General features: G+C 60.5%; 21 protein-coding genes. 9 read left to right on the forward strand and 12 right to left on the reverse strand.

The window, feature by feature from the left end:
- Positions 1–11: 11 nt before the first annotated feature.
- A complete protein-coding gene (locus HX790_RS25970) occupies positions 12–1,796 on the reverse strand; it encodes a GMC family oxidoreductase (RefSeq protein WP_017137909.1) in 1,785 nt (594 codons plus the stop codon).
- A gap of 2 nt (positions 1,797–1,798) precedes the next feature.
- On the reverse strand, positions 1,799–2,551 hold the full coding sequence (locus tag HX790_RS25975) for a gluconate 2-dehydrogenase subunit 3 family protein (RefSeq protein WP_017137910.1): 753 nt from the start codon (positions 2,549–2,551) through the stop codon (positions 1,799–1,801).
- Positions 2,552–2,825: 274 nt separating this feature from the next.
- Between HX790_RS25975 and HX790_RS25980 the strand changes: the two genes are divergently transcribed.
- A complete protein-coding gene (locus HX790_RS25980; protein ID WP_017137911.1) occupies positions 2,826–3,482 on the forward strand; it encodes a dual specificity protein phosphatase family protein in 657 nt (218 codons plus the stop codon).
- A gap of 146 nt (positions 3,483–3,628) precedes the next feature.
- On the opposite strand, the gene HX790_RS25985 is transcribed toward HX790_RS25980, so the two are convergent.
- Both HX790_RS25985 and prlC read right to left on the reverse strand, forming a co-directional pair.
- The gene (locus HX790_RS25985) at positions 3,629–3,904 is read right to left on the reverse strand and encodes a YheV family putative zinc ribbon protein (protein ID WP_017137912.1); all 276 of its coding nucleotides are present in this window, start codon (positions 3,902–3,904) and stop codon (positions 3,629–3,631) included.
- Positions 3,901–5,952: an oligopeptidase A gene (gene prlC, locus HX790_RS25990; protein WP_017137913.1), complete on the reverse strand. Its 2,052-nt coding sequence runs from the start codon at positions 5,950–5,952 to the stop codon at positions 3,901–3,903. The genes HX790_RS25985 and prlC overlap by 4 nt, the downstream gene beginning before the upstream one ends.
- A gap of 101 nt (positions 5,953–6,053) precedes the next feature.
- Between prlC and HX790_RS25995 the strand changes: the two genes are divergently transcribed.
- A complete protein-coding gene (locus HX790_RS25995) occupies positions 6,054–6,596 on the forward strand; it encodes a gamma carbonic anhydrase family protein (RefSeq protein WP_138450617.1) in 543 nt (180 codons plus the stop codon).
- Positions 6,593–7,252 carry an HAD family hydrolase gene (locus HX790_RS26000; RefSeq protein WP_176992442.1) on the forward strand — a complete coding sequence of 220 codons (660 nt, stop codon included), beginning with the start codon at positions 6,593–6,595 and terminating at the stop codon, positions 7,250–7,252. Before HX790_RS25995 ends, HX790_RS26000 begins: the two co-directional genes overlap by 4 nt.
- An 85-nt stretch (positions 7,253–7,337) precedes the next feature.
- Here HX790_RS26000 and HX790_RS26005 read toward each other — a convergent pair whose 3' ends face one another.
- Complete coding sequence (locus HX790_RS26005) at positions 7,338–8,381, reverse strand: aminopeptidase (protein WP_017137916.1); 1,044 nt, start codon at positions 8,379–8,381, stop codon at positions 7,338–7,340.
- A 143-nt stretch (positions 8,382–8,524) separates the two neighbouring features.
- Between HX790_RS26005 and HX790_RS26010 the strand changes: the two genes are divergently transcribed.
- Positions 8,525–8,947 (forward strand): hypothetical protein, encoded by a 423-nt coding sequence (locus tag HX790_RS26010; protein ID WP_176992443.1) that lies wholly within the window; start codon positions 8,525–8,527, stop codon positions 8,945–8,947.
- On the opposite strand, the gene HX790_RS26015 is transcribed toward HX790_RS26010, so the two are convergent.
- Together HX790_RS26015 and HX790_RS26020 are read right to left on the reverse strand one after the other, a co-directional pair.
- Positions 8,948–9,187: a DUF1161 domain-containing protein gene (locus HX790_RS26015; protein ID WP_017137918.1), complete on the reverse strand. Its 240-nt coding sequence runs from the start codon at positions 9,185–9,187 to the stop codon at positions 8,948–8,950.
- 526 nt (positions 9,188–9,713) lie between these two features.
- The gene (locus tag HX790_RS26020) at positions 9,714–10,142 is read right to left on the reverse strand and encodes an OsmC family protein (RefSeq protein ID WP_017137919.1); all 429 of its coding nucleotides are present in this window, start codon (positions 10,140–10,142) and stop codon (positions 9,714–9,716) included.
- A 216-nt stretch (positions 10,143–10,358) separates the two neighbouring features.
- Here HX790_RS26020 and HX790_RS26025 point away from each other — a divergent pair, with 216 nt between their 5' ends.
- Positions 10,359–11,360 carry an LLM class flavin-dependent oxidoreductase gene (locus HX790_RS26025; RefSeq protein ID WP_017137920.1) on the forward strand — a complete coding sequence of 334 codons (1,002 nt, stop codon included), beginning with the start codon at positions 10,359–10,361 and terminating at the stop codon, positions 11,358–11,360.
- Positions 11,361–11,509: 149 nt separating this feature from the next.
- On the opposite strand, the gene HX790_RS26030 is transcribed toward HX790_RS26025, so the two are convergent.
- The gene (locus tag HX790_RS26030; protein WP_017137921.1) at positions 11,510–11,734 is read right to left on the reverse strand and encodes a DUF1161 domain-containing protein; all 225 of its coding nucleotides are present in this window, start codon (positions 11,732–11,734) and stop codon (positions 11,510–11,512) included.
- A gap of 115 nt (positions 11,735–11,849) precedes the next feature.
- A complete protein-coding gene (locus HX790_RS26035) occupies positions 11,850–12,065 on the reverse strand; it encodes a dodecin (RefSeq protein ID WP_016969657.1) in 216 nt (71 codons plus the stop codon).
- Between the two features lie 155 nt (positions 12,066–12,220).
- Between HX790_RS26035 and HX790_RS26040 the strand changes: the two genes are divergently transcribed.
- Entirely contained in the window at positions 12,221–12,547 is a 327-nt protein-coding gene (locus HX790_RS26040) for a YqjD family protein (protein ID WP_003187304.1), read from the forward strand.
- Here HX790_RS26040 and HX790_RS26045 read toward each other — a convergent pair.
- On the reverse strand, positions 12,544–13,440 hold the full coding sequence (locus tag HX790_RS26045) for a LysR family transcriptional regulator (RefSeq protein WP_099550179.1): 897 nt from the start codon (positions 13,438–13,440) through the stop codon (positions 12,544–12,546). The two genes, HX790_RS26040 and HX790_RS26045, sit on opposite strands and share 4 nt — an antisense overlap.
- A gap of 109 nt (positions 13,441–13,549) precedes the next feature.
- Between HX790_RS26045 and trpB the strand changes: the two genes are divergently transcribed.
- The 3 genes from trpB to HX790_RS26060 all read left to right on the forward strand — a co-directional run bounded on the left by trpB (position 13,550) and on the right by HX790_RS26060 (position 16,182).
- The gene (gene trpB / locus HX790_RS26050; RefSeq protein WP_058420548.1) at positions 13,550–14,791 is read left to right on the forward strand and encodes a tryptophan synthase subunit beta; all 1,242 of its coding nucleotides are present in this window, start codon (positions 13,550–13,552) and stop codon (positions 14,789–14,791) included.
- The gene (gene trpA / locus HX790_RS26055) at positions 14,791–15,600 is read left to right on the forward strand and encodes a tryptophan synthase subunit alpha (RefSeq protein ID WP_017137924.1); all 810 of its coding nucleotides are present in this window, start codon (positions 14,791–14,793) and stop codon (positions 15,598–15,600) included. The genes trpB and trpA overlap by 1 nt, the downstream gene beginning before the upstream one ends.
- Before the next feature lie 138 nt (positions 15,601–15,738).
- Positions 15,739–16,182, forward strand: coding sequence for an anti-virulence regulator CigR family protein (locus tag HX790_RS26060; RefSeq protein WP_017137925.1), 444 nt, complete (start codon positions 15,739–15,741; stop codon positions 16,180–16,182).
- 211 nt (positions 16,183–16,393) lie between these two features.
- On the opposite strand, the gene HX790_RS26065 is transcribed toward HX790_RS26060, so the two are convergent.
- Together HX790_RS26065 and dgoD are read right to left on the reverse strand one after the other, a co-directional pair.
- Positions 16,394–17,698 (reverse strand): MFS transporter, encoded by a 1,305-nt coding sequence (locus HX790_RS26065; RefSeq protein ID WP_176992444.1) that lies wholly within the window; start codon positions 17,696–17,698, stop codon positions 16,394–16,396.
- Between the two features lie 159 nt (positions 17,699–17,857).
- Positions 17,858–19,006: a galactonate dehydratase gene (gene dgoD, locus HX790_RS26070; protein ID WP_017137927.1), complete on the reverse strand. Its 1,149-nt coding sequence runs from the start codon at positions 19,004–19,006 to the stop codon at positions 17,858–17,860.
- Between the last annotated feature and the right edge of the window lie 28 nt (positions 19,007–19,034).

The following is a 19,034-nucleotide window of genomic DNA, read 5'->3' on the forward strand; positions in this document are numbered from 1 at the left end:
GTCATCGCTCCTTATGCCTGAACCAGTGGGCCGGGGTTTTTCAGGTACTGCTCGCGGATCGCTCGCGCCGACCAATAGGCCAGCGCTGCCACCAGGCCGGTCGGGTTGTAGCCCAGGCCTTGTGGGAAAGCCGATGCACCCGGAACAAACACGTTGTGTACATCCCAGCTTTGGAGGTAACGGTTCAACGCACTGGTTTTCGGGTCGGTGCCCATGATCGCGCCGCCATTGAGGTGGGTGGTCTGGTAGGACGCGGTGTTGAATTGCTCACCGACTTTTTTGCCCAGCACAGCAATGGCCTTGGGGTTCATCGCCGCGGCGACCTTACCCATTTTCTCCATCATGAAGCGGTTCATCTTGATGTCGTTTTCCTGCCAGTCGAACGTCATCCGCAGCAGCGGCAGGCCGTAGGAGTCGCGGTAAACCGGGTCCAGATCCAGGTAGTTGCTCCGGTAGGATTGATGCGCACCATGGGAGTCCATCGACACTTGGTGGGTGTAGTAGTCGGCGGTGGCACGCTTCCAGGCGCTGCCCCACGCCGGCGTGCCCGGCGGGTTGGACGTACCGGCAATCGGCCGGCTGCCAGCCTGGTTGACCCACATCGGCGAGCCGCCCACAAAGCCGTGCGGGCCGTGGTCGAAGTTGTCCGCGTTGAAGTCATCGATGGCCACGCCATTGCCGCCCGCACCGATGAAGTTGTTGGTGTGGGTGTCCTTGTCGAAGAAGGCCTTGATGGTGCCCATGTTCTGGTAGGCAAAGTTGCGGCCCACCACGCCCTCATTGGTAATCGGGTCGTAGGGTTTGCCGATGCCCGAGAGCAACATGAGGCGCACGTTGTTGAACTGGAAGGAGGCGATGATCACCAGGTCCGCCGGCTGCTCACACTCGCGGCCCTGGGCGTCGATATAGGTCACGCCGGTGGCCTTGCTCTTGGTGCTGTCGAGGTTGACCTTGAGCACATGGGAATTGGCCCGCAGCTCAAAGTTCGGCACCTGACGCAGCGCCGGCAGGATGTTTACGTTCGGCGAGGCCTTGGAGTACATGTAGCACACGTAGCCACTGCAGAAACCGCAGAAGTTGCACGGCCCCATCTGCGCGCCGTAGGGGTTGGTGTACGGCCCCGACGTATTGGCCGATGGCAGGTTGTAGGGTTTGTAGCCGACGTCGGTAGCCGCTTTCTGAAACAACTGCGCAGACACGGTGTTTTTCTGCGATTCCAGCGGGAACGGGTTGGAGCGATCCGGCGCATACGGGTTGCCGCCACGGCCTTCACCCACCAACTGGCCTTTTACGGTCCAGGCTTGGCCGGAGGTGCCGAAGACTTTTTCGGCGTAGTCGAAAAACGGCTCCAGCTCTTCATAGCTCACGCCGAAGTCCTGGATGGTCATGTCCTTGGGGATGAAGTTCTTGCCGTAGCGCTCTTCATAGTGGCTGCGCATGCGCAACTCGATAGGGTCGACGCGAAAATGCACGCCCGACCAGTGCAGGCCCGCACCACCCACGCCATTGCCCGGCAAGAACGCACCCAACTGACGGTTGGGCAGGGCAACATCATTCACGCTATGACGAATGGTCACCGTCTCCTTGGAGATGTCCTGAAAGAGTTTTTTGCGCACGCTGTAGGTCAGTTCGTCGATAACCTGGGGATAGTTGCCGTCCGGGTAGGTGTCCTGCATCGGGCCGCGCTCCAGCGCTACCACGTTGAGGCCAGCTTCCGTCAGTTCCTTGGCCATGATCGCGCCGGTCCAGCCGAAACCCACGATCACCGCGTCCACTTTCTTCATGATGGTCGCCACGTTTATGCCCTCTCGCCGCGAATGGAAACAGCCGGGAAGGGGTATTGCTCGTTGCGTTCAACCCAGTCCATGAAATCGGCGCGGGCGCCGGGGAAGCCGATCATGGTCCAGCCGACCATGCCTTTGTTGCCACCGTGGATCGGGTCGCAGAAGAAGCCTTCCTTGGTGTTTTGCAGTAACAGGTTGAAAAACATCTTCGCCGGCACTGCCTCGAAATGCGCGGTCATCTCGCCGCCGCCCGCTTCCATACGCCGCAGCATGTCATCCTGGGTAGCGCTGTCTTGCGCAGCAAAAGCTTTACCGTTGAACGCCTTCGACCAGGCATCCGTGGCGGCAATGCCCAGGCGATAGATGTCTTTGGGCACCAATTTGCTCTGCCAGCCCATCTCTGGCGCCGCATCGGCGTTGAACGGGCCTTGCATGAACCACAGCGCGCCAGCGGCATACGGCGTGTTCATCTGGCGGTCGATGTATTCCGGCGCGCCGGCTTCCAGGGCGCCTGGGCCTTGGGCATCCGCGGGAATCAGGCGGGCGACGGCAGCGTTGATAAACGCCCACTCTTCGGCCGTGAAGTAACTCGGCTCGTAGGCTTTGTCGCTGGCGGGCGTTTTGGCGGGAGCGGCCTGCACCGGCTCCGGTGTGGCCATCAACATCGAGCCGCCAAGGCCAGTGCTGGCAACCGTGACCACCGGGATCAAGGTCAAGGATTTGCGTAAAAAGTCACGCCGCGGGTTGTCCTGATCTTGATCAGACATAGGTGCACCTCATCATGTGGTCACGGGTTTATCCGCCGCTTCTGGGAGCAGCGTGATGGTTTGCCAGGGCATTGGATCCAAAGGGATATCACACACTGGCAATCAATAGTTACAAATGATAGCAGCCTAAGCATTAAGAGAAATCGATTCAGCGCGAAAAACAGCGGATCAGATGGGCGGATTCACGATTCTTTGACAGCCACCTCACATGGCATTGACCCCTCGCAGGCGAATATTTAGCCCATCAGCCCTATCCCATTCGGTCTCTACGCGCATGTTCACGATTCGATTGCTGCCCGCCCTTGGCCTGGCGTTCATGGCATTGTTCACCACGCTGCAGGCCCACGCCGACGAGGCTACGTCTATCCGCTCTGCCGAGTGGGCACAGCCAGTGGGCAACCAATTCAACCTGCACCAGATGACACCCACGCTGTATCGCAGTGCGTTGCCGGACAGCACTGCGCTGCCTGTGCTGCAAAATTTGAAGATCGGCACGGTGATCAACTTCCTGCCGGAATCTGATGCGCCCTGGCTGAAGACGTCTGATATCAAACAGGTGCAGTTGACGTATCGCACCAACCATGTCGACGATGCCGACGTGCTGGCGGCACTCCGGGCCATTCAAGAAGCCGAAACCCATGGCTCGGTGCTGATGCACTGCAAGCACGGCTCCGATCGCACTGGCCTGATGGCGGCGATGTATCGGGTGGTGATTCAGGGTTGGAGCAAAGAGGATGCGCTGAACGAGATGACGCTGGGCGGCTTTGGTTCAAGTAACGGCTTTAAAGACGGCGTTCGCTACATGATGAAGGCAGATATCGACAAGTTGCGTACAGCATTGGCCAATGGCGACTGCAGCACCAGTGCCTTTGCACTGTGCTCGGTAAAAAGCTGGATCACCACGACAGACAAGGCCGAAGGGCAACTGTAGCGCGCCTTTCTGTGGGAGCTGGCTGTGGGAGCTGGCTTGCCTGCGATAGCTTCAACGCGGTGTGAATGACACACCACGGTGCCTGCATCGCGGGCAAGCCCGACTCCCACAAAAAGCCCGCCCCAAGCAGAAGCAGGCGTCGGGTATCAGTCCTTTTTCAGCTTGGGATTAGGGAAAAACTGCACCGCCTGCACCTTCGGGTCCGCGGGCGCTTTCAACGCCGACGTATTGACCCGCGTGCCCAATTCCTTGGGCACCGAATTGCCTTGTTCATTCAGCGTGTCCGAATAGCCGCAGGCCACACATTCGCGGTGCGGCACATCGTCTTCGGTCCACATTTTCAACTTGTCCAACTCTTCGCACGCCGGGCAGACCGCCCCGGCGATAAATTGCTTCTTGGTCACCACAGGCCCATCACTCATGCTGCTGCGTCCTCACTCAGGCCGCTGTGGCGCAAGAGTGCGTCAATCGACGGTGCACGTCCGCGGAAGTCGACGAACAGCACCATCGGCGCCTGGGAGCCACCGCGCGCCAGGATCGCTTCACGGAATGCCCGGCCGGTTTCGGCATTGAGCACGCCGTCTTCTTCAAACTTGGAGAAGGCGTCGGCAGACAGCACTTCGGCCCACTTGTAGCTGTAGTAACCCGCGGCATAACCGCCAGCGAAGATGTGCGCAAAGCTGTTGGGGAAGCGATTGTAGGCTGGTGGACGCATCACCGAGACCTCATCGCGCACGCCTTCAAGCACCTGAGCCACCGTGCGGCCATCGCCGTGGGTTGCGTGCAGTTCGAAGTCGAACAACGAGAATTCCAACTGGCGCACCATCATCAGGCCAGACTGGAAGTTCTTCGCCGCGAGCATTTTTTCCAGCAGGTCCTGAGGCAGCGGCTCGCCGCTTTCGTAGTGGCCGGAGATCAGTGCCAGGCCCTCCGGCTCCCAGCACCAGTTCTCCATGAACTGGCTCGGCAGCTCCACCGCATCCCAGGCCACGCCGTTGATGCCGGACACGCCCGCGTGTTCAACGCGGGTCAGCAGGTGGTGCAGGCCGTGGCCGAATTCGTGGAACAGCGTAGTCACTTCATCGTGGGTCAGCAGGGCAGGCTTGCCGCTGTCGGCCGGGGTGAAGTTGCACACCAGGTTCGCCACCGGGCTTTGCAGCACACCGTCGACAGTACGGCGGCGATCGCGCGCACCGTCCATCCAGGCACCGCCACGCTTGTTGGCGCGGGCGTACAGGTCGAAGAAGAAGCGGCCGACGTGCTGGCCGTTTTCCTTGATTTCAAACAGGCGAACATCCGGGTGCCAGGTGTCGAAGCCTTTTTGCTCGGCGATCTCGATGCCGTACAGGCGCTGCACGATGGCGAACAGGCCGCTCAGCACTTTGTCGATCGGGAAGTAGGCGCGCAGGGCTTCCTGGGACACGCTGTAACGCTGCTCACGGAGTTTTTCGCCGTAGAAACCGCTGTCCCAGCTTTGCAGGTCGGCGCAACCTTGTTCGGCGGCGTACGCCTTGAGCTGTTGCAGGTCCTGGGCGGCAAAGGGTTTGCTGCGCTTGGCCAAGTCGCGCAGGAAGCTCAGCACCTGGTCGCTGGACTCGGCCATTTTGGTCGCCAGGCTCAGCTCGGAGAACGACGCGTAGCCCAACAGTTTGGCCAGTTCCTGACGCAGGTCGAGGATCTGCTCCATCACCGGGCCATTATCGTTCTTACCGGCATTCGGGCCTTGGTCTGACGCACGGGTGCAGTAGGCCGCATAGACTTCTTCACGCAGGGCGCGGTCCTGGGCGTAGGTCATCACCGCGTAGTAGCTTGGGAATTCGAGGGTGATCAGCCAGCCATCGAGGCCTTTGGCCTGGGCGGCGGCGGCCATTTGCGCCTTGGCCGAGTCGGTCAGGCCGGCGAGGGTGGCTTCGTCGGTGACATGCTTGGTCCACGCCTGGGTGGCGTCCAGCAATTGGTTGGAGAACTTGCTGCCCAGCTCAGACAGTTTGCTCTGCACTTCGGCGTAGCGTTTTTGCTGCTCAGGCGGCAAATCGATACCCGACAGGCGGAAGTCGCGCAGTGAATGTTCCAGAATGGTTTTTTGCGCCACATCGAAACCGGCGGCTTCCGGGCTGTTGGCCAGGGCTTCGAAGGCCTGGAACAGTTCGCGGTTCTGGCCCATCTCGGTGGAATAGGCGCTCAATGCCGGCAGGCACGCCTCGTAGGCTTCGCGCAGTTCGGCGCTGTTGCACACGGCGTTGAGGTGGCTGACGGGGCTCCAGGCGGCGCCCAGGCGGTCATTCAGTTCGTCCATGGCCAAAACCAGACCGGCCCACGTAGGGTTTTTACCCTGGCTTTGCAGGATGCCTTCGATGGCAACGCGGTTATCGGCGAGGATCTGTTCAATGGCCGGCTGCACGTGCTCGGCACGGATCGCCGAGAACGGCGGCAGGTCGTAGGACTGCAAAAGTGGGTTGTTCGCGCTCACGGTGGGCACCTTGGCTGAAGAAACTGATAAGACAAAGATGGGGCCATCTTAATTACAATCAACACCCACCGCAGCTATCAACCTATAAGAGAGAGGCTATCGTGACCCTTCGCACCTATCAGAACCACACGCCAACCCTGGGCGCCGGGGCTTTTGTCGATATTTCGGCGGTGGTGATCGGCGATGTCGAAATCGGCACCGACAGCTCGGTTTGGCCATTGACGGTGATTCGCGGCGACATGCACCGCATCCGCATCGGTGCGCGCACCAGTGTGCAGGACGGCTGTGTGCTGCACATCACCCACGCCGGGCCATTCAACCCGGACGGCTTTCCACTGCTTATTGGCGATGATGTGACCATCGCCCACAAAGTCATGCTGCACGGCTGCACGGTCGGCAATCGCATTCTGATCGGCATGGGCAGCATCGTGATGGACGGCGCGGCGGTCGAAGACGATGTGATCATCGGCGCCGGCAGTCTGGTGCCGCCCGGCAAGAAACTTGAGAGTGGTTTTTTGTACGTGGGCAGCCCGGTTAAACAGATCCGCCCACTGACTGACAAAGAACGGGCCTTCTTCACCTACAGCGCCGCGAACTACGTGAAGCTCAAAGACCTGCACCTGGCTGAAGGATTCGATCTATGACCCAGCAATACCAAACCGTGCTGTTCGACCTGGACGGCACCCTGACCGATCCGCGTGAAGGCATCACCCGCTCGATCCAGTACGCCCTCGGCAAGCTCGGTATCGACGAGCCGGACCTGACCAAGCTGGAACACTTTATCGGCCCGCCGTTGCTGCAAGCCTTTATGCAGTTCTATGACTTCGATGAGGCCAAAGCCTGGGAAGCGGTGAATTTTTATCGCGAACGCTTCAAGGTCACCGGCCTGTATGAAAACCGCGTATTCGATGGCGTGATGCCGTTGCTTGAGGAGCTGAACGGCCAGGGCCGCCAGCTGTATGTCGCCACATCCAAGCCGTGGGTGTTTGCCCGTGAGATTGCCCGGCATTTTGATTTTGCCAAGCACTTCAAAGTGATCTACGGCAGCGAACTGGATGGCACGCGCACCAACAAGGTTGAGCTGATTGCGCACCTGATGAACGAAGAGGGTTTGGACCCGGCGACTACCCTGATGATTGGTGATCGCAAGCATGACTTGATCGGGGCGCGCAGCAATGGGTTGGATTCGGCGGCGGTGGGTTATGGGTTTGGCAGTTTTGAAGAACTGAATGCCGAGGCGCCGACCTTGCATTTTGAGACGCTGGAGCAGATGCATCAGGCGTTTTTGCAGCGCGGCTGAGACCGCTATCGCAGGCAAGCCAGCTCCCACAGTTTGAATTGTGAACGCAGTCAAATGTGGGAGCTGGCTTGCCTGCGATGAGGCCCTACCGGCCACCACCTTCCAACTGCCGCAACGCCGCCTTACGCTGCTCAACCGGCAACCCACCCAGCTTCTCCACCGCCGCAAAGAACTTCACCCAATCCCCGCCTTGCTGCGCAAACAACGCCGCAAACGCCGGCACCCACTGGTCATACAGCCCGAACGGCAATAACCGCGCATTGTTCATCGGCTGGTTGATCCACGCGTCATAACGCTTGTCGCCGCCCCATTGGCTGTCGCGCATGTGCCGGTACTCACTGCGCAGGCGCTCGAACTCTGCCGCCTTGGCCTGGCGCATCACATCCGCCGCCAAGGGCTGTGCGTACAACGCCTCCAGGCGTTTGCGGGTATCGAGCACCAGCCGGATAAATTGGTCGCGCTGCTGCAACGCCGCATTGCTCAGCGGCGCCAAGCCCCGCGCCGCACGCCATTGACGGGTGCCTTCCTGCTCGACGAAGTTGGCATAGGACTCGTTGAACTCGGTGTCGTCCTTCACATAAAAGCGTTGGTGCGCCAGCTCGTGGAAGATCAGCGTGGCCAGGCGCTCATCCCCCCAATGCATCATCGAACTCATGATCGGGTCGTTGAACCAGCCCAGGGTGGAATAGGCTTCGACGCCGCCCATCGACACATCCATGCCTTGTTGCTGCAATAGCGCCGCTTCGCCGCGTGCTGCGCCCTGGCTGTAATAGCCGCGATAGGCCACACACCCAGCGATAGGGAAGCAGTGGGCTTGGGGCGAGAGAGAAAATTCCTGCGTAGCGAACACATTCCAGACCACGTAAGGCCGGCCAATGTCGGCGTACAGGCGGTAACTCTGGTTGTCAGGCAGGTGCAGGTGCTCACTGGCAAAGGTGCGGGCCTGCTGCGATTGCATCAGGTGGGCGCGCAACGCCTGTGGGCGAGCAGGGTCGGCGATGACCTCGGCAACCGGCTCCCGAGCCCGCAGCAACTGCCATTGGCCGCTGGCCAACTGGCTGTAGTAACTCACACTGGAACAGCCGCTGAGCAGCAGCACCATCAACCCTGGAAGAAAACGCCTGACCATGCACCGACCGCTCCTGGGTTATTGGCCCGCCAGACTATCCTGCCTGCACGGAATTTTTCCATGCCGTGGCGTGTTTATACTGATACAGCGTCTGTTGCCACAGGCTGCCAGGTTGAATTCTTACCCACCGTTGAGTGCCCGCCATGCGCCAGCTCTTGCTCCCCGTCACCGCCTTGTTTCTGGGCGCCTGCGCTTCGACCCCAATCCCGCCGGTCGACCCGCACCAGGCCTGGATCGATTTCGCCACGCCGACACCCGGCGCCAAACTGGTGATGGCCCAGCGCCTGGACGGCAAGAACCTCAACGACGGACGTTTCTTTCAGGTGCCACCGGGCAGCCATGAGCTGATGGTGCGCTTTGATTTCGAAGTGAACACCGGGGCGGGCTTTGGCGGCCTGGACCAGACCCATGACCGAACCTGCTTCATGACCCTGCAATACGACAACTTCCAGGCAGACCAACGCTATGTGCTGGAGGGGCGCTCGCTGGCTTTTACGCCCAATATCCGGCTGTACAACGCGGCGCGTCAGCTGTTGGCGGAGGAGCGCAGCGTTAATTGCATCTGATCAGTCGCTATTCTTCTGATAGATGATCCGCTTGGTGCCGTTTTCGCAGGAGCCGACGATCATGGCGCTGTCATGATTCTTGGCTTCTTCGGCGGTGATGATTTCCAGGGTGTAAGACGGAATCGCCTTGGCCTGGATCTTTACCTCGATCTCTTGCTTGAGCTCTTCACAATCTTTTGGCGCGGCCACGGCCGAAGTGGCCAATACACCGCAAATGATCGCCAAGGCAAAACGTTTCATGTGTGAAGCTCCCTGAATGCACTACGCACGGGTGTGCGCCTAGGCTATTCGACCACATTTTGGAAACGCGAGTTCTGATTTAACGCACAACAAACTATGGGAACGGGCCTTTGTGGGAGCTGGCTTGCCTGCGATGGCAACGCCTCGATACAACTGGATAACCGAGGTGAACCTATCGCGGGCAAGCCCGGCTCCCACACAAGCCCGCTCCCACAGGGAATCAGATCGTTCCCACGCTCTGCGTGGGAATGCCGCCTGGGACGCTCCGCGTCCCGCCCACAGCATTCAAGTTCTGCGCAGGTGTGACGCAGAGCGTCACGGGCTGCATTCCCACGCGGGAGCGTGGGAACGATCTAAACGCGAGTTCTGATTTAACGCAGAACAAAATGTGGGAACGGGCCTTTGTGGGAGCTGGCTTGCCTGCGATGGCAACGCCTCGATACAACTGGATAACCGAGGTGAACCTATCGCGGGCAAGCCCGGCTCCCACACAAGCCCGCTCCCACAGGGGATCTTGCTGTGTCAGTTAGACCAGCGTGGCATCCAGGCTGATTTTTGCGTTCAGCACTTTCGACACTGGGCAGCCTTCCTTCGCCTTTTTGCTCAGTTCCTCGAACTGCGCCTGGCTTGCGCCGGGGATCTTGGCTTTCAAGACCAAATGCACGGCGGTAATCGCAAAACCGCCATCCACCTGGTCCAGGGTCACTTCAGCCTGGGTGTCGATGCTGTCAGCCTTAAGGCCGGCATCGCCCAGAATCATGGAAAATGCCATGGAGAAACAGCCAGCGTGGGCCGCGCCGATCAACTCTTCAGGGTTGGTGCCCTTGCCGCCTTCGAAACGGGCCTTGAAGCCATAGGGTGCTTCGCGCAGCACGCCGGTTTCCGTGGAGATGGAACCCAGGCCCGTCTTCAGATCACCTTCCCAATGCGCGGATGCTTTTTTAACAATACTCATAGCTCTCTCCTCGAACGGTGGTTTTGCGTCAGTAAGGGTTCTGAGGATAGACGGCCCGGCAAAGTTCATCTTGTCGGAGAAACCTAGCGATTTAGTAGGAAATTTCGCAGTTGCTATTGAATCTCGGGTATATGCCCTCATTGCATAGAGCATGCACATGAAGCGGCAGGTTTTGGTTCGTCTATAAGCCTGCGCACCTAATGGAGAAGCAGGCTTATGAAATCGCTGTCCGACGTGAAGTTCTCGACCCTCGACCTCGTGCCCGTGCGCGCCAACGGCAGCATCGCGCAGTCATTGCGCAACTCGCTGGACCTGGCCCAGCACGTGGAAAAGTTCGGCTACAACCGTTTCTGGGTAGCTGAACACCATAATATGGACGGCATCGCCAGCTCGGCCACTTCGGTGCTGCTGGGTTATTTGGCCGGTGGCACCTCAACGATTCGCGTCGGCTCCGGCGGTGTGATGCTGCCCAACCACGCGCCGTTGGTGATTGCCGAGCAGTTCGGCACCCTGGAAAGCCTGTACCCCGGCCGTATCGACCTGGGCCTGGGCCGCGCCCCCGGTTCCGACCAGATGACCGCCCGCGCCCTGCGCCGTGAACGCTCCGGCAGCGCTGACGAGTTTCCGGAAGATGTGGCCGAACTGATGGCCTACCTGGGGCCACGCACGCCCGACCAACGGATCATTGCCGTACCCGGTACCGGCACCAACGTGCCGGTGTGGCTGCTCGGTTCCAGCCTGTTCAGCGCACAACTGGCCGGTGAGCGTGGTTTGCCCTACGCCTTCGCCTCCCATTTCGCACCCCGCTTGATGCACGAGGCGATTCGCGTGTACCGCAATCACTTCAAGCCTTCAGCCGTGCTGGACAAGCCCTACGTGATGCTTGGCATTCCGCTGGTGGCCGCCGATACCGACGAGCAGGCCGACTACCTGGCCACTTCCGTGTACCAACGCATCCTGGCGCTGATGCGCGGGCAAAGCCTGGTGCAACGCCCGCCGGTGAAAACCATGGACGGCCTGTGGCTGCCCCATGAAAAAGACGCGGTGGGCAGCTTCCTTGGCCTGGCCATGGTCGGTAGCCCAGCGAAGATCCGTGCGAAGTTGGAAGTGTTGATCGAGCAAACCGGCGCCGATGAGCTGATCTTTACCAGCGACCTGTATGAGCATGCCGACCGGATTCATTCCTACGAGCTGCTGGCGCAGGTGATGAAGGGCTGATTACCCGCAGGCGAAAAAAACGACGCACCTGTGGCTAGGGAGCTTGCTCCCGCTGGGCTGCGTAGCGGCCCCAAAAGAAAGGGAGCGCTGCGCACTCAGCGGGAGCAAGCTCCCTCGCCACAGGTGCGTCGTTTCATGTCTGCACGGGATTAACCGCGCTTGTAGACGATTTCCTTGGTGCCGCCTTCGCAGCTGCCAATCACTTTGCCATCGGCCGCCGCGCCTTTGTCGACAACATCCAGCGAATAATGCTGAACACCTTTAGCGTCGAGCTTTGCCGCGAGCTCACCTTTCAGCTCTTCACAAGGCTTGCCCGCCGCCAGGGCAGTGCCCGCAATGCTCAACAAACCTACCGCTAACAGGAACTTCTTCATCCGTTACTTTCCTTGCGCTGATCGAAAAGTGCGTGCCGACGCTTATGGCGTCGGCACCCAATGGTTGTAGCGCAGGTTATGGCAATCGGCCAGTCAGCAAGTTCAACTCACGGGATCAACTACTGGCAATTCGGAATCCCACCTTGAGCGTGACCTGGAAGTGCGCGGCCTTGCCGTCCTTGATATGGCCGCGTGTTTCGGTCACTTCGAACCACTCCAGGTGCTTGATGCTCTTGTGCGCTTCAGCGATGGCGTTGTTGATGGCGTCTTCGATGCTGGTGGTCGAGGAGCCGACCAGTTCGACTTTCTTGTAGGTGTGATGATCAGACATAACGTTTCTCCTGAGGTCTCTAGTGAGCGTAGCAGTGAATCTTCGTACTGCTTCTGGCGACCAATCCCACTCGAAAGTTCAGATTTACTGCACTTTCTGAAAACCGTGGAGTCGGTATCTACACATGCCACTCAATCACTTCAGGAGAGTTCCACATGGCCAACACTTCTTTACGCAAAGCGTCGCTGGAAAGCATGGAAGCCGAGATTTCGAGCCTGCTCAAATCCCTTGAGAGCCTCAAGGACGATGCGTCCGATGAGTCGCGCAAAACGCTGAAGGCCCTGAAAAGCAATGCCGAGAATGCCCTCAAGCATTCCCGCCACCTGATCAGCGATGCCTACGAAGAAAGCAAAGTCAAAATCCGCGAAACCAGCGCGGCAACCCGTGACTACGCACAAGAGCACCCATGGACTACCGCCGGCGTTGCCGTTGGCGCGCTGGGCCTGCTGGCGGCTTACCTGCTGTGCAAACGCGGTGACTAAACTGGCTGGCGCAACAGCTCAGCCTTGAGCCACTGCGCCAACTGACCCGCGCGCCCGTCTGCGGCGCGCTTGGGTAGCCACAACGCCAGGTGCGCCGGGGTTTCACTGAAACCCCACGGCGCCACCAGGCGACCCGCTCGCAGGTCCTCTGCCACCAGCGGTTCGGGCGCAATTGCCACACCCAAACCCGCCACCGCCGCCTCCAGCAAATAATACAAATGCTCAAAACCCTGGCCGTGCTTCAACGCGCCGGGCTCGATGTCATGTTGCTGCGCCCAGATGGGCCAGGCCTGCGGGCGCGAGGTGGTGTGTAACAAGGCTTCACCGCACAGGGCGTGGGGCGGCGCTTGGCGCAGGCGTTCGTAACCGGCGAAGCGCGGGCTCATTACCGGGCCAATGCGCTCGCTGGCCAGCTCATACACCTGCATGTCCGCTGGCCATGGCGGCTCCGCAAAAACCAGCAGGGCATCCAGGCCGGGGCGCCGTGGGTCGAGGTCGCCGTCACCCGCCGACAGGTGCAGACGCAAGTCGGGCAAGTCTGCGTTCAAGCGGCCCAGGCGCGGAATCAGCCAGCGCGCCAGCAAGCTGCCCGAGCAGCCGAGCACAAAAGGCGCATCGGCGCTGGCCTGGGTCAGTTCGGCGCAAACATCCCTTAAACGCTCGAACGCTTCGGCACTGGCATCCCTGAGCCGAACGCCTGCATCTGTGAGTTTAAGGCCGCGCCCGTCTTTGGCGAACAGGCTGACACCCAAGTGCTCTTCCAGCACCTTCAACTGGCGACTGACCGCGCCATGGGTCACATGCAGTTGCTCGGCTGCCTGACTGACGCTGTTCAAGCGGGCGGTGGCCTCAAACGCACGCAGGGCATTGAGGGGCGGTAGGTCTCGGCTCATCTGTGAGTTTTCCTGACAGGTTGTGGCGATCTTATCGGTTTTCAGCCTGGCGCGTCAGGGGTAGAGTGGCCGTCATTGCCTCTCCTCACCTTCTTTCCTGGAGCGCCCCATGACTCAGTCCCAGACCGACCTTCGCAACGGCCCCGACGCCAACGGCCTGTTTGGCGCGTTCGGCGGCCGCTACGTCGCTGAAACCCTGATGCCGTTGATCCTCGACCTGGCCCGCGAATACGAAGCGGCCAAGATCGATCCGGCCTTTAACGAAGAATTGGCCTACTTCCAACGCGACTACGTCGGGCGCCCAAGCCCGCTGTACTTCGCCGAGCGCCTGACCGAGTTCTGTGGCGGCGCCAAGATCTACCTCAAGCGTGAAGAGCTCAACCACACCGGCGCGCACAAGATTAACAACTGCATCGGCCAGATCCTGCTGGCGCGGCGCATGGGCAAAAAACGCATCATCGCCGAGACCGGCGCGGGCATGCACGGCGTGGCCACCGCCACCGTGGCGGCGCGCTTTGGCCTCGATTGCGTGATCTACATGGGCACCACCGACATCGAGCGCCAGCAGGCCAACGTGTTCCGCATGAAGCTGCTGGGCGCAGAAGTGATCCCGGTGGTCGCCGGCACCGGCACCCTTAAAGACGCGATGAACGAAGCCCTGCGTGACTGGGTGACCAACGTCGACAGCACCTTCTACCTGATCGGCACCGTGGCCGGCCCCCACCCGTACCCGGCGATGGTGCGCGATTTCCAGGCCGTGATCGGCAAGGAAACCCGCGACCAGCTGCAAGCCCAGGAAGGCCGCCTGCCGGACAGCCTGGTGGCATGCATCGGCGGTGGTTCCAACGCCATGGGCCTGTTCCACCCGTTCCTGGATGACACCAGCGTCGAAATCATCGGCGTTGAAGCCGCCGGCCACGGCATCGAAACCGGCAAGCACGCCGCCAGCCTCAACGGCGGTGTACCGGGCGTGCTGCACGGCAACCGCACCTTCCTGTTGCAGGACGACGACGGCCAGATCATCGACGCCCACTCGATTTCCGCCGGCCTCGACTACCCAGGTATCGGCCCTGAACACGCCTGGTTGCATGATATCGGCCGTGTTCAGTACACCTCGGTGACCGACGACGAAGCCCTCGAAGCCTTCCACAAATGCTGCCGCCTGGAAGGGATTATTCCTGCACTGGAAAGCGCCCATGCCCTGGCTGAAGTGTTCAAGCGCGCACCGACCTTGCCGAAAGATCACCTGATGGTGGTCAACCTGTCCGGCCGTGGCGACAAAGACATGCAGACCGTGATGCACCATATGGAACACTCTCAACAAGAGCAGTCAAAGCAGGAGAAACACTGATGAGCCGCCTGCAAACCCGTTTTGCGCAACTGAAAGAACAAAACCGCGCCGCCCTGGTGACTTTCGTCACCGCCGGCGACCCGGGTTATGACACCTCGCTGGCGATCCTCAAGGGCTTGCCCGCCGCCGGTGCCGACGTGATCGAGCTGGGCATGCCCTTCACCGACCCGATGGCCGACGGCCCGGCGATTCAACTGGCCAACATCCGTGCGTTGGAAGCCAAACAGAACCTGCTGAAAACCCTGCAGATGGTTCGCGAGTTCCGCAAAGACAACCAGGACACGCCACTGGTGCTGATGGGTTACTTCAACCCGATCCACAAATACGGCGTGCCCACGTTTATCGCTGACGCCAAAGAAGCCGGTGTCGACGGCCTGATCGTGGTCGACATGCCGCCCGAGCATAACGGCGAGCTGTGCGACCCGGCCCAGGCGGCAGGCATCGACTTTATCCGCCTGACCACGCCGACCACTGATGACGTGCGCCTGCCGACCGTGCTTAACGGCAGCTCCGGTTTTGTGTATTACGTGTCGGTGGCCGGTGTGACCGGTGCCGGTGCCGCCACCCTGGAACACGTCGAGGAAGCGGTAACGCGCCTGCGTCGGCATACCGACCTGCCGATCAGCATCGGCTTTGGTATTCGCACACCGGAACAAGCCGCCGCTATCGCACGCCTGGCAGACGGTGTGGTGGTGGGTTCGGCGCTGATCGATCACATCGCCAATGCGAAAAATGATCAGCAAGCAATTGATGGCGTATTGAGCCTCTGCGCGGCGCTGTCGGAAGGTGTCCGTAACGCCCGTACGTAAGCGGCGTGTAGCAATGGGTAAAGTTCCTGATACAGAGGAATCATCCGGGCAATCCAGTACCTAAACTGACAAGACCAAGGGATTTCGAGCCTCGTTCGAAATCCCTTTTTTGTTCGTGCAGTACTGAGGAAAGCCCCCATGAAAATGCCTAAACGCTTGATCGCAGGTCTTGGCGTGTTGATGCTCGGCGCAAGTGCCCTGGCGCAGGCCGCGCCGCCCGACCAACGCGGCGATGGCCCAGGCCGTGGCGGCCCGCAAGGCCAGTACGAGCAACGCGGCGACGACCATCGCGGCCCGCAGGATAACCGTCGTGGCCCGCCACAGGACTTCGGCCCCGTGCGCCAGGTGATCCGTGACAACCACAACGACTTCCGCCGTGGCGCGCCACCACCTCCTGGCGTGCGCCTGGTGCGGGGCCAACCGCTGCCACGCAACTACTACGGCGAACGCCTCGACAACCGCGCCTTGGCCCATCTGCCGCAATACCCAGGGTATGAATGGCGTCGTTCCGGCGGCGATATCGTGTTGATCGCCATCGGCACCAGCATCGTCTATCAAATCCTGGATGGCGCCCTCTACTAGCCCAGCAAAGCTTTTGTGGCGGGCGAGCTGTGTGGCGAGCGGGCTTGCCCCGCATTGGGGTGCGAAGCGCCCCCAAAACCAGACAACACGGTTTCATCAGGAAAAAACGCAGTGGCCTTATTGGGGCTGCTGCGCAGCCCAACGCGGGGCAAGCCCGCTCGCCACAACAAGCCCGCTCGCCACAGGGTTTCGGTCCACTCAAACAATGGATTTACAGCTCTATGCGCTCAACCTTGCCCACCAGCAACACGTAGGACAGCGCCCCCAGCAATGCCAGCACTGCGATATAGGTAATCGCTGGTGCAAACGAATCCCCACTGGCCAAAAAGCCAATCACTATCGGCGTGGTAATCGCCGACAAGTTACCGATGAAGTTAAACACCCCACCCGTCAGCCCCAACAACCGCGCAGGCGCCAGGGTCGACACCAATGACCAGGTGATCGATGCCAGGCCATTCCCAAAGAACGCCAGCGCCAGAAACGCGATCACCAAGGCCGTCGAGTCCACATAGTTGGCGCCGATGATCGCCGTGGAAATCAGCAACCCACCAATGATCGGCAGCTTGCGCGCAAACCCTACCGACGTGCCCCGGCGAATCAGCCAATCAGAAAAAATCCCCGAACACAGCACACCGATAAACGCAGCGAGGAATGGCAGCGAGGCCAGCAGGCCGGACTTGATGAAGTCCATGCCGCGATATTTCACCAGGTAGGTCGGGAACCACGTCAGAAAAAACCACAGCGTCGAGTTCAGGCAGAACTGACCCAGGTAGATGCCCCACAGCTTGCGCTTGCTCAGCACTGTCCCGAGGTCGACCCAACTGAACGGCGCCTTGACCGCTTTCGCCTGCATATCCACCAGGCCGCCGCCCTCGCGGATCAGCTCGATTTCTGCCGCGTTGGCGCCTTTGAAATCTTTCGGCTCGCGGTACACCGCGTACCAGATCAACGCCCACAGGATGCCGACGCCACCGGTGGCGACAAACACCATGTGCCAGCCAAACGCGTGTTGCAGCCAGGCCAGTACCGGCGTGAGGAACGCCAGCCCGACAAACTGCCCGGACGTGTAAACGCCAATCGCGGTGGCACGCTCACGCTCGGGGAACCAGGTGGTGACCACGCGGCTGTTAATCGGATAGGCCGGTGCTTCCAGGGCGCCGACGGCCATGCGCAGCACGAACAGCGCGATAAAGCTGGCCGCAAACCCCAGCATTACCGTGGCGATAGACCACAACAGCAGGGCAGCCGTGTAGAGAATGCGCGGCGGCACGCGGTCCACCAGCCAGCCGCCGGGAATCTGCATGGCGGCGTAGGTCCAGCCGAACGCCGAAAAGATCAGCCCGACATGCACCGGGTCGATCCCCAGTTCGCTGGTGAGCGCCGGGGCGGCAATCGACAGGTTGCTGCGGTCGAGGTAGTTGATCACCACGGTGATAAACAGCAGCACCATGATGAAGAAACGCTTTCTGCTAGGCGTGACGAGAGAAGCCTGCCCGGTGAAGGATTCAGGGTGCATGGGGTTGCCTCTTCTTATGTTTATTGAGGACGGGGCGCGGTCATTGTGGGAGCTGGCTTGCCTGCGATGGCGGTGCATCAGCTAACTGATCTGGCACAGGCGGACCGCTATCGCAGGCAAGCCAGCTCCCACAGTTGATCCGGTTCCTTCAGTAAGGAATCACCACTCGGCAAAGCTGCCGTCGGCATGCCGCCAGATCGGGTTACGCCAGCGGTGGCCGATGGCGGCGCGTTCGATCACGTATTCCTCGTTGATCTCAATGCCCAGGCCCGGCCCGTTGGGGATCTTCACGAAGCCTTTGTCATAGTCGAACACGCCTGGATCGCGCACGTAATCGAGCAGGTCATTGCTCTCGTTGTAGTGAATACCCAGGCTTTGCTCCTGAATAAACGCGTTGTAGCAAACCGCGTCCAATTGCAGGCACGCCGCCAGGGCAATCGGGCCCAGCGGGCAGTGCAGGGCCAGGGCCACGTCGTAGGCTTCGGCCATGTTGGCGATCTTGCGGGTTTCGGTGATGCCGCCAGCGTGGGACGCGTCCGGTTGAATGATGTCGACATAACCTTCGCTGAGCACACGCTTGAAGTCCCAACGGGAAAACAGCCGCTCGCCCAGGGCAATCGGCGTACTGGTCAACGGCGCCAGTTCCTTGAGCGCTTCGTAGTTTTCGCTGAGCACCGGCTCTTCGATAAACATCAGCTTGTACGGGTCCAGCTCTTTCATCAGCACCTTGGCCATGGGCTTGTGCACGCGGCCATGGAAGTCGACGCCGATGCCGACATTAGGCCCGACCGCATCGCGCACGGCGGCAACGTTGGCCAATGCCAGGTCGACTTTCTCGAAGCTGTCGACGAACTGCAATTCTTCGGTGCCATTCATTTTCACGGCGGTGAAGCCACGGGCCACGGCCTCTTTGGCGGCACGGGCGGTGTCGGCGGGGCGGTCGCCGCCGATCCAGGAATACACGCGGATCTTGTCACGCACCTGGCCACCCAACAGGTCGCTGACCGACACGCCGAGCGCCTTGCCCTTGATGTCCCACAGCGCCTGGTCGATACCGGCGAGGGCACTCATGTGCACCGCGCCGCCACGGTAAAAGCCGCCGCGATAGAGCACGGTCCAGATATCTTCGATATTGCGTGGGTCTTTGCCGATCAAATAGTCGGAAAGTTCTTCAACGGCGGCGGCCACGGTGTGGGCGCGGCCCTCCACCACAGGCTCACCCCAACCGGTCACGCCCTGGTCGGTCTCGACCTTGAGGAAGCACCAGCGCGGCGGGACGATAAAGGTGGTCAGTTTGGTGATTTTCATCTTCTTATCTCTCTTATCGATGCAGCGC

This window comes from Pseudomonas sp. IPO3747 (genome assembly GCF_013385245.1).
Classification (GTDB): domain Bacteria; phylum Pseudomonadota; class Gammaproteobacteria; order Pseudomonadales; family Pseudomonadaceae; genus Aquipseudomonas; species Aquipseudomonas edaphica.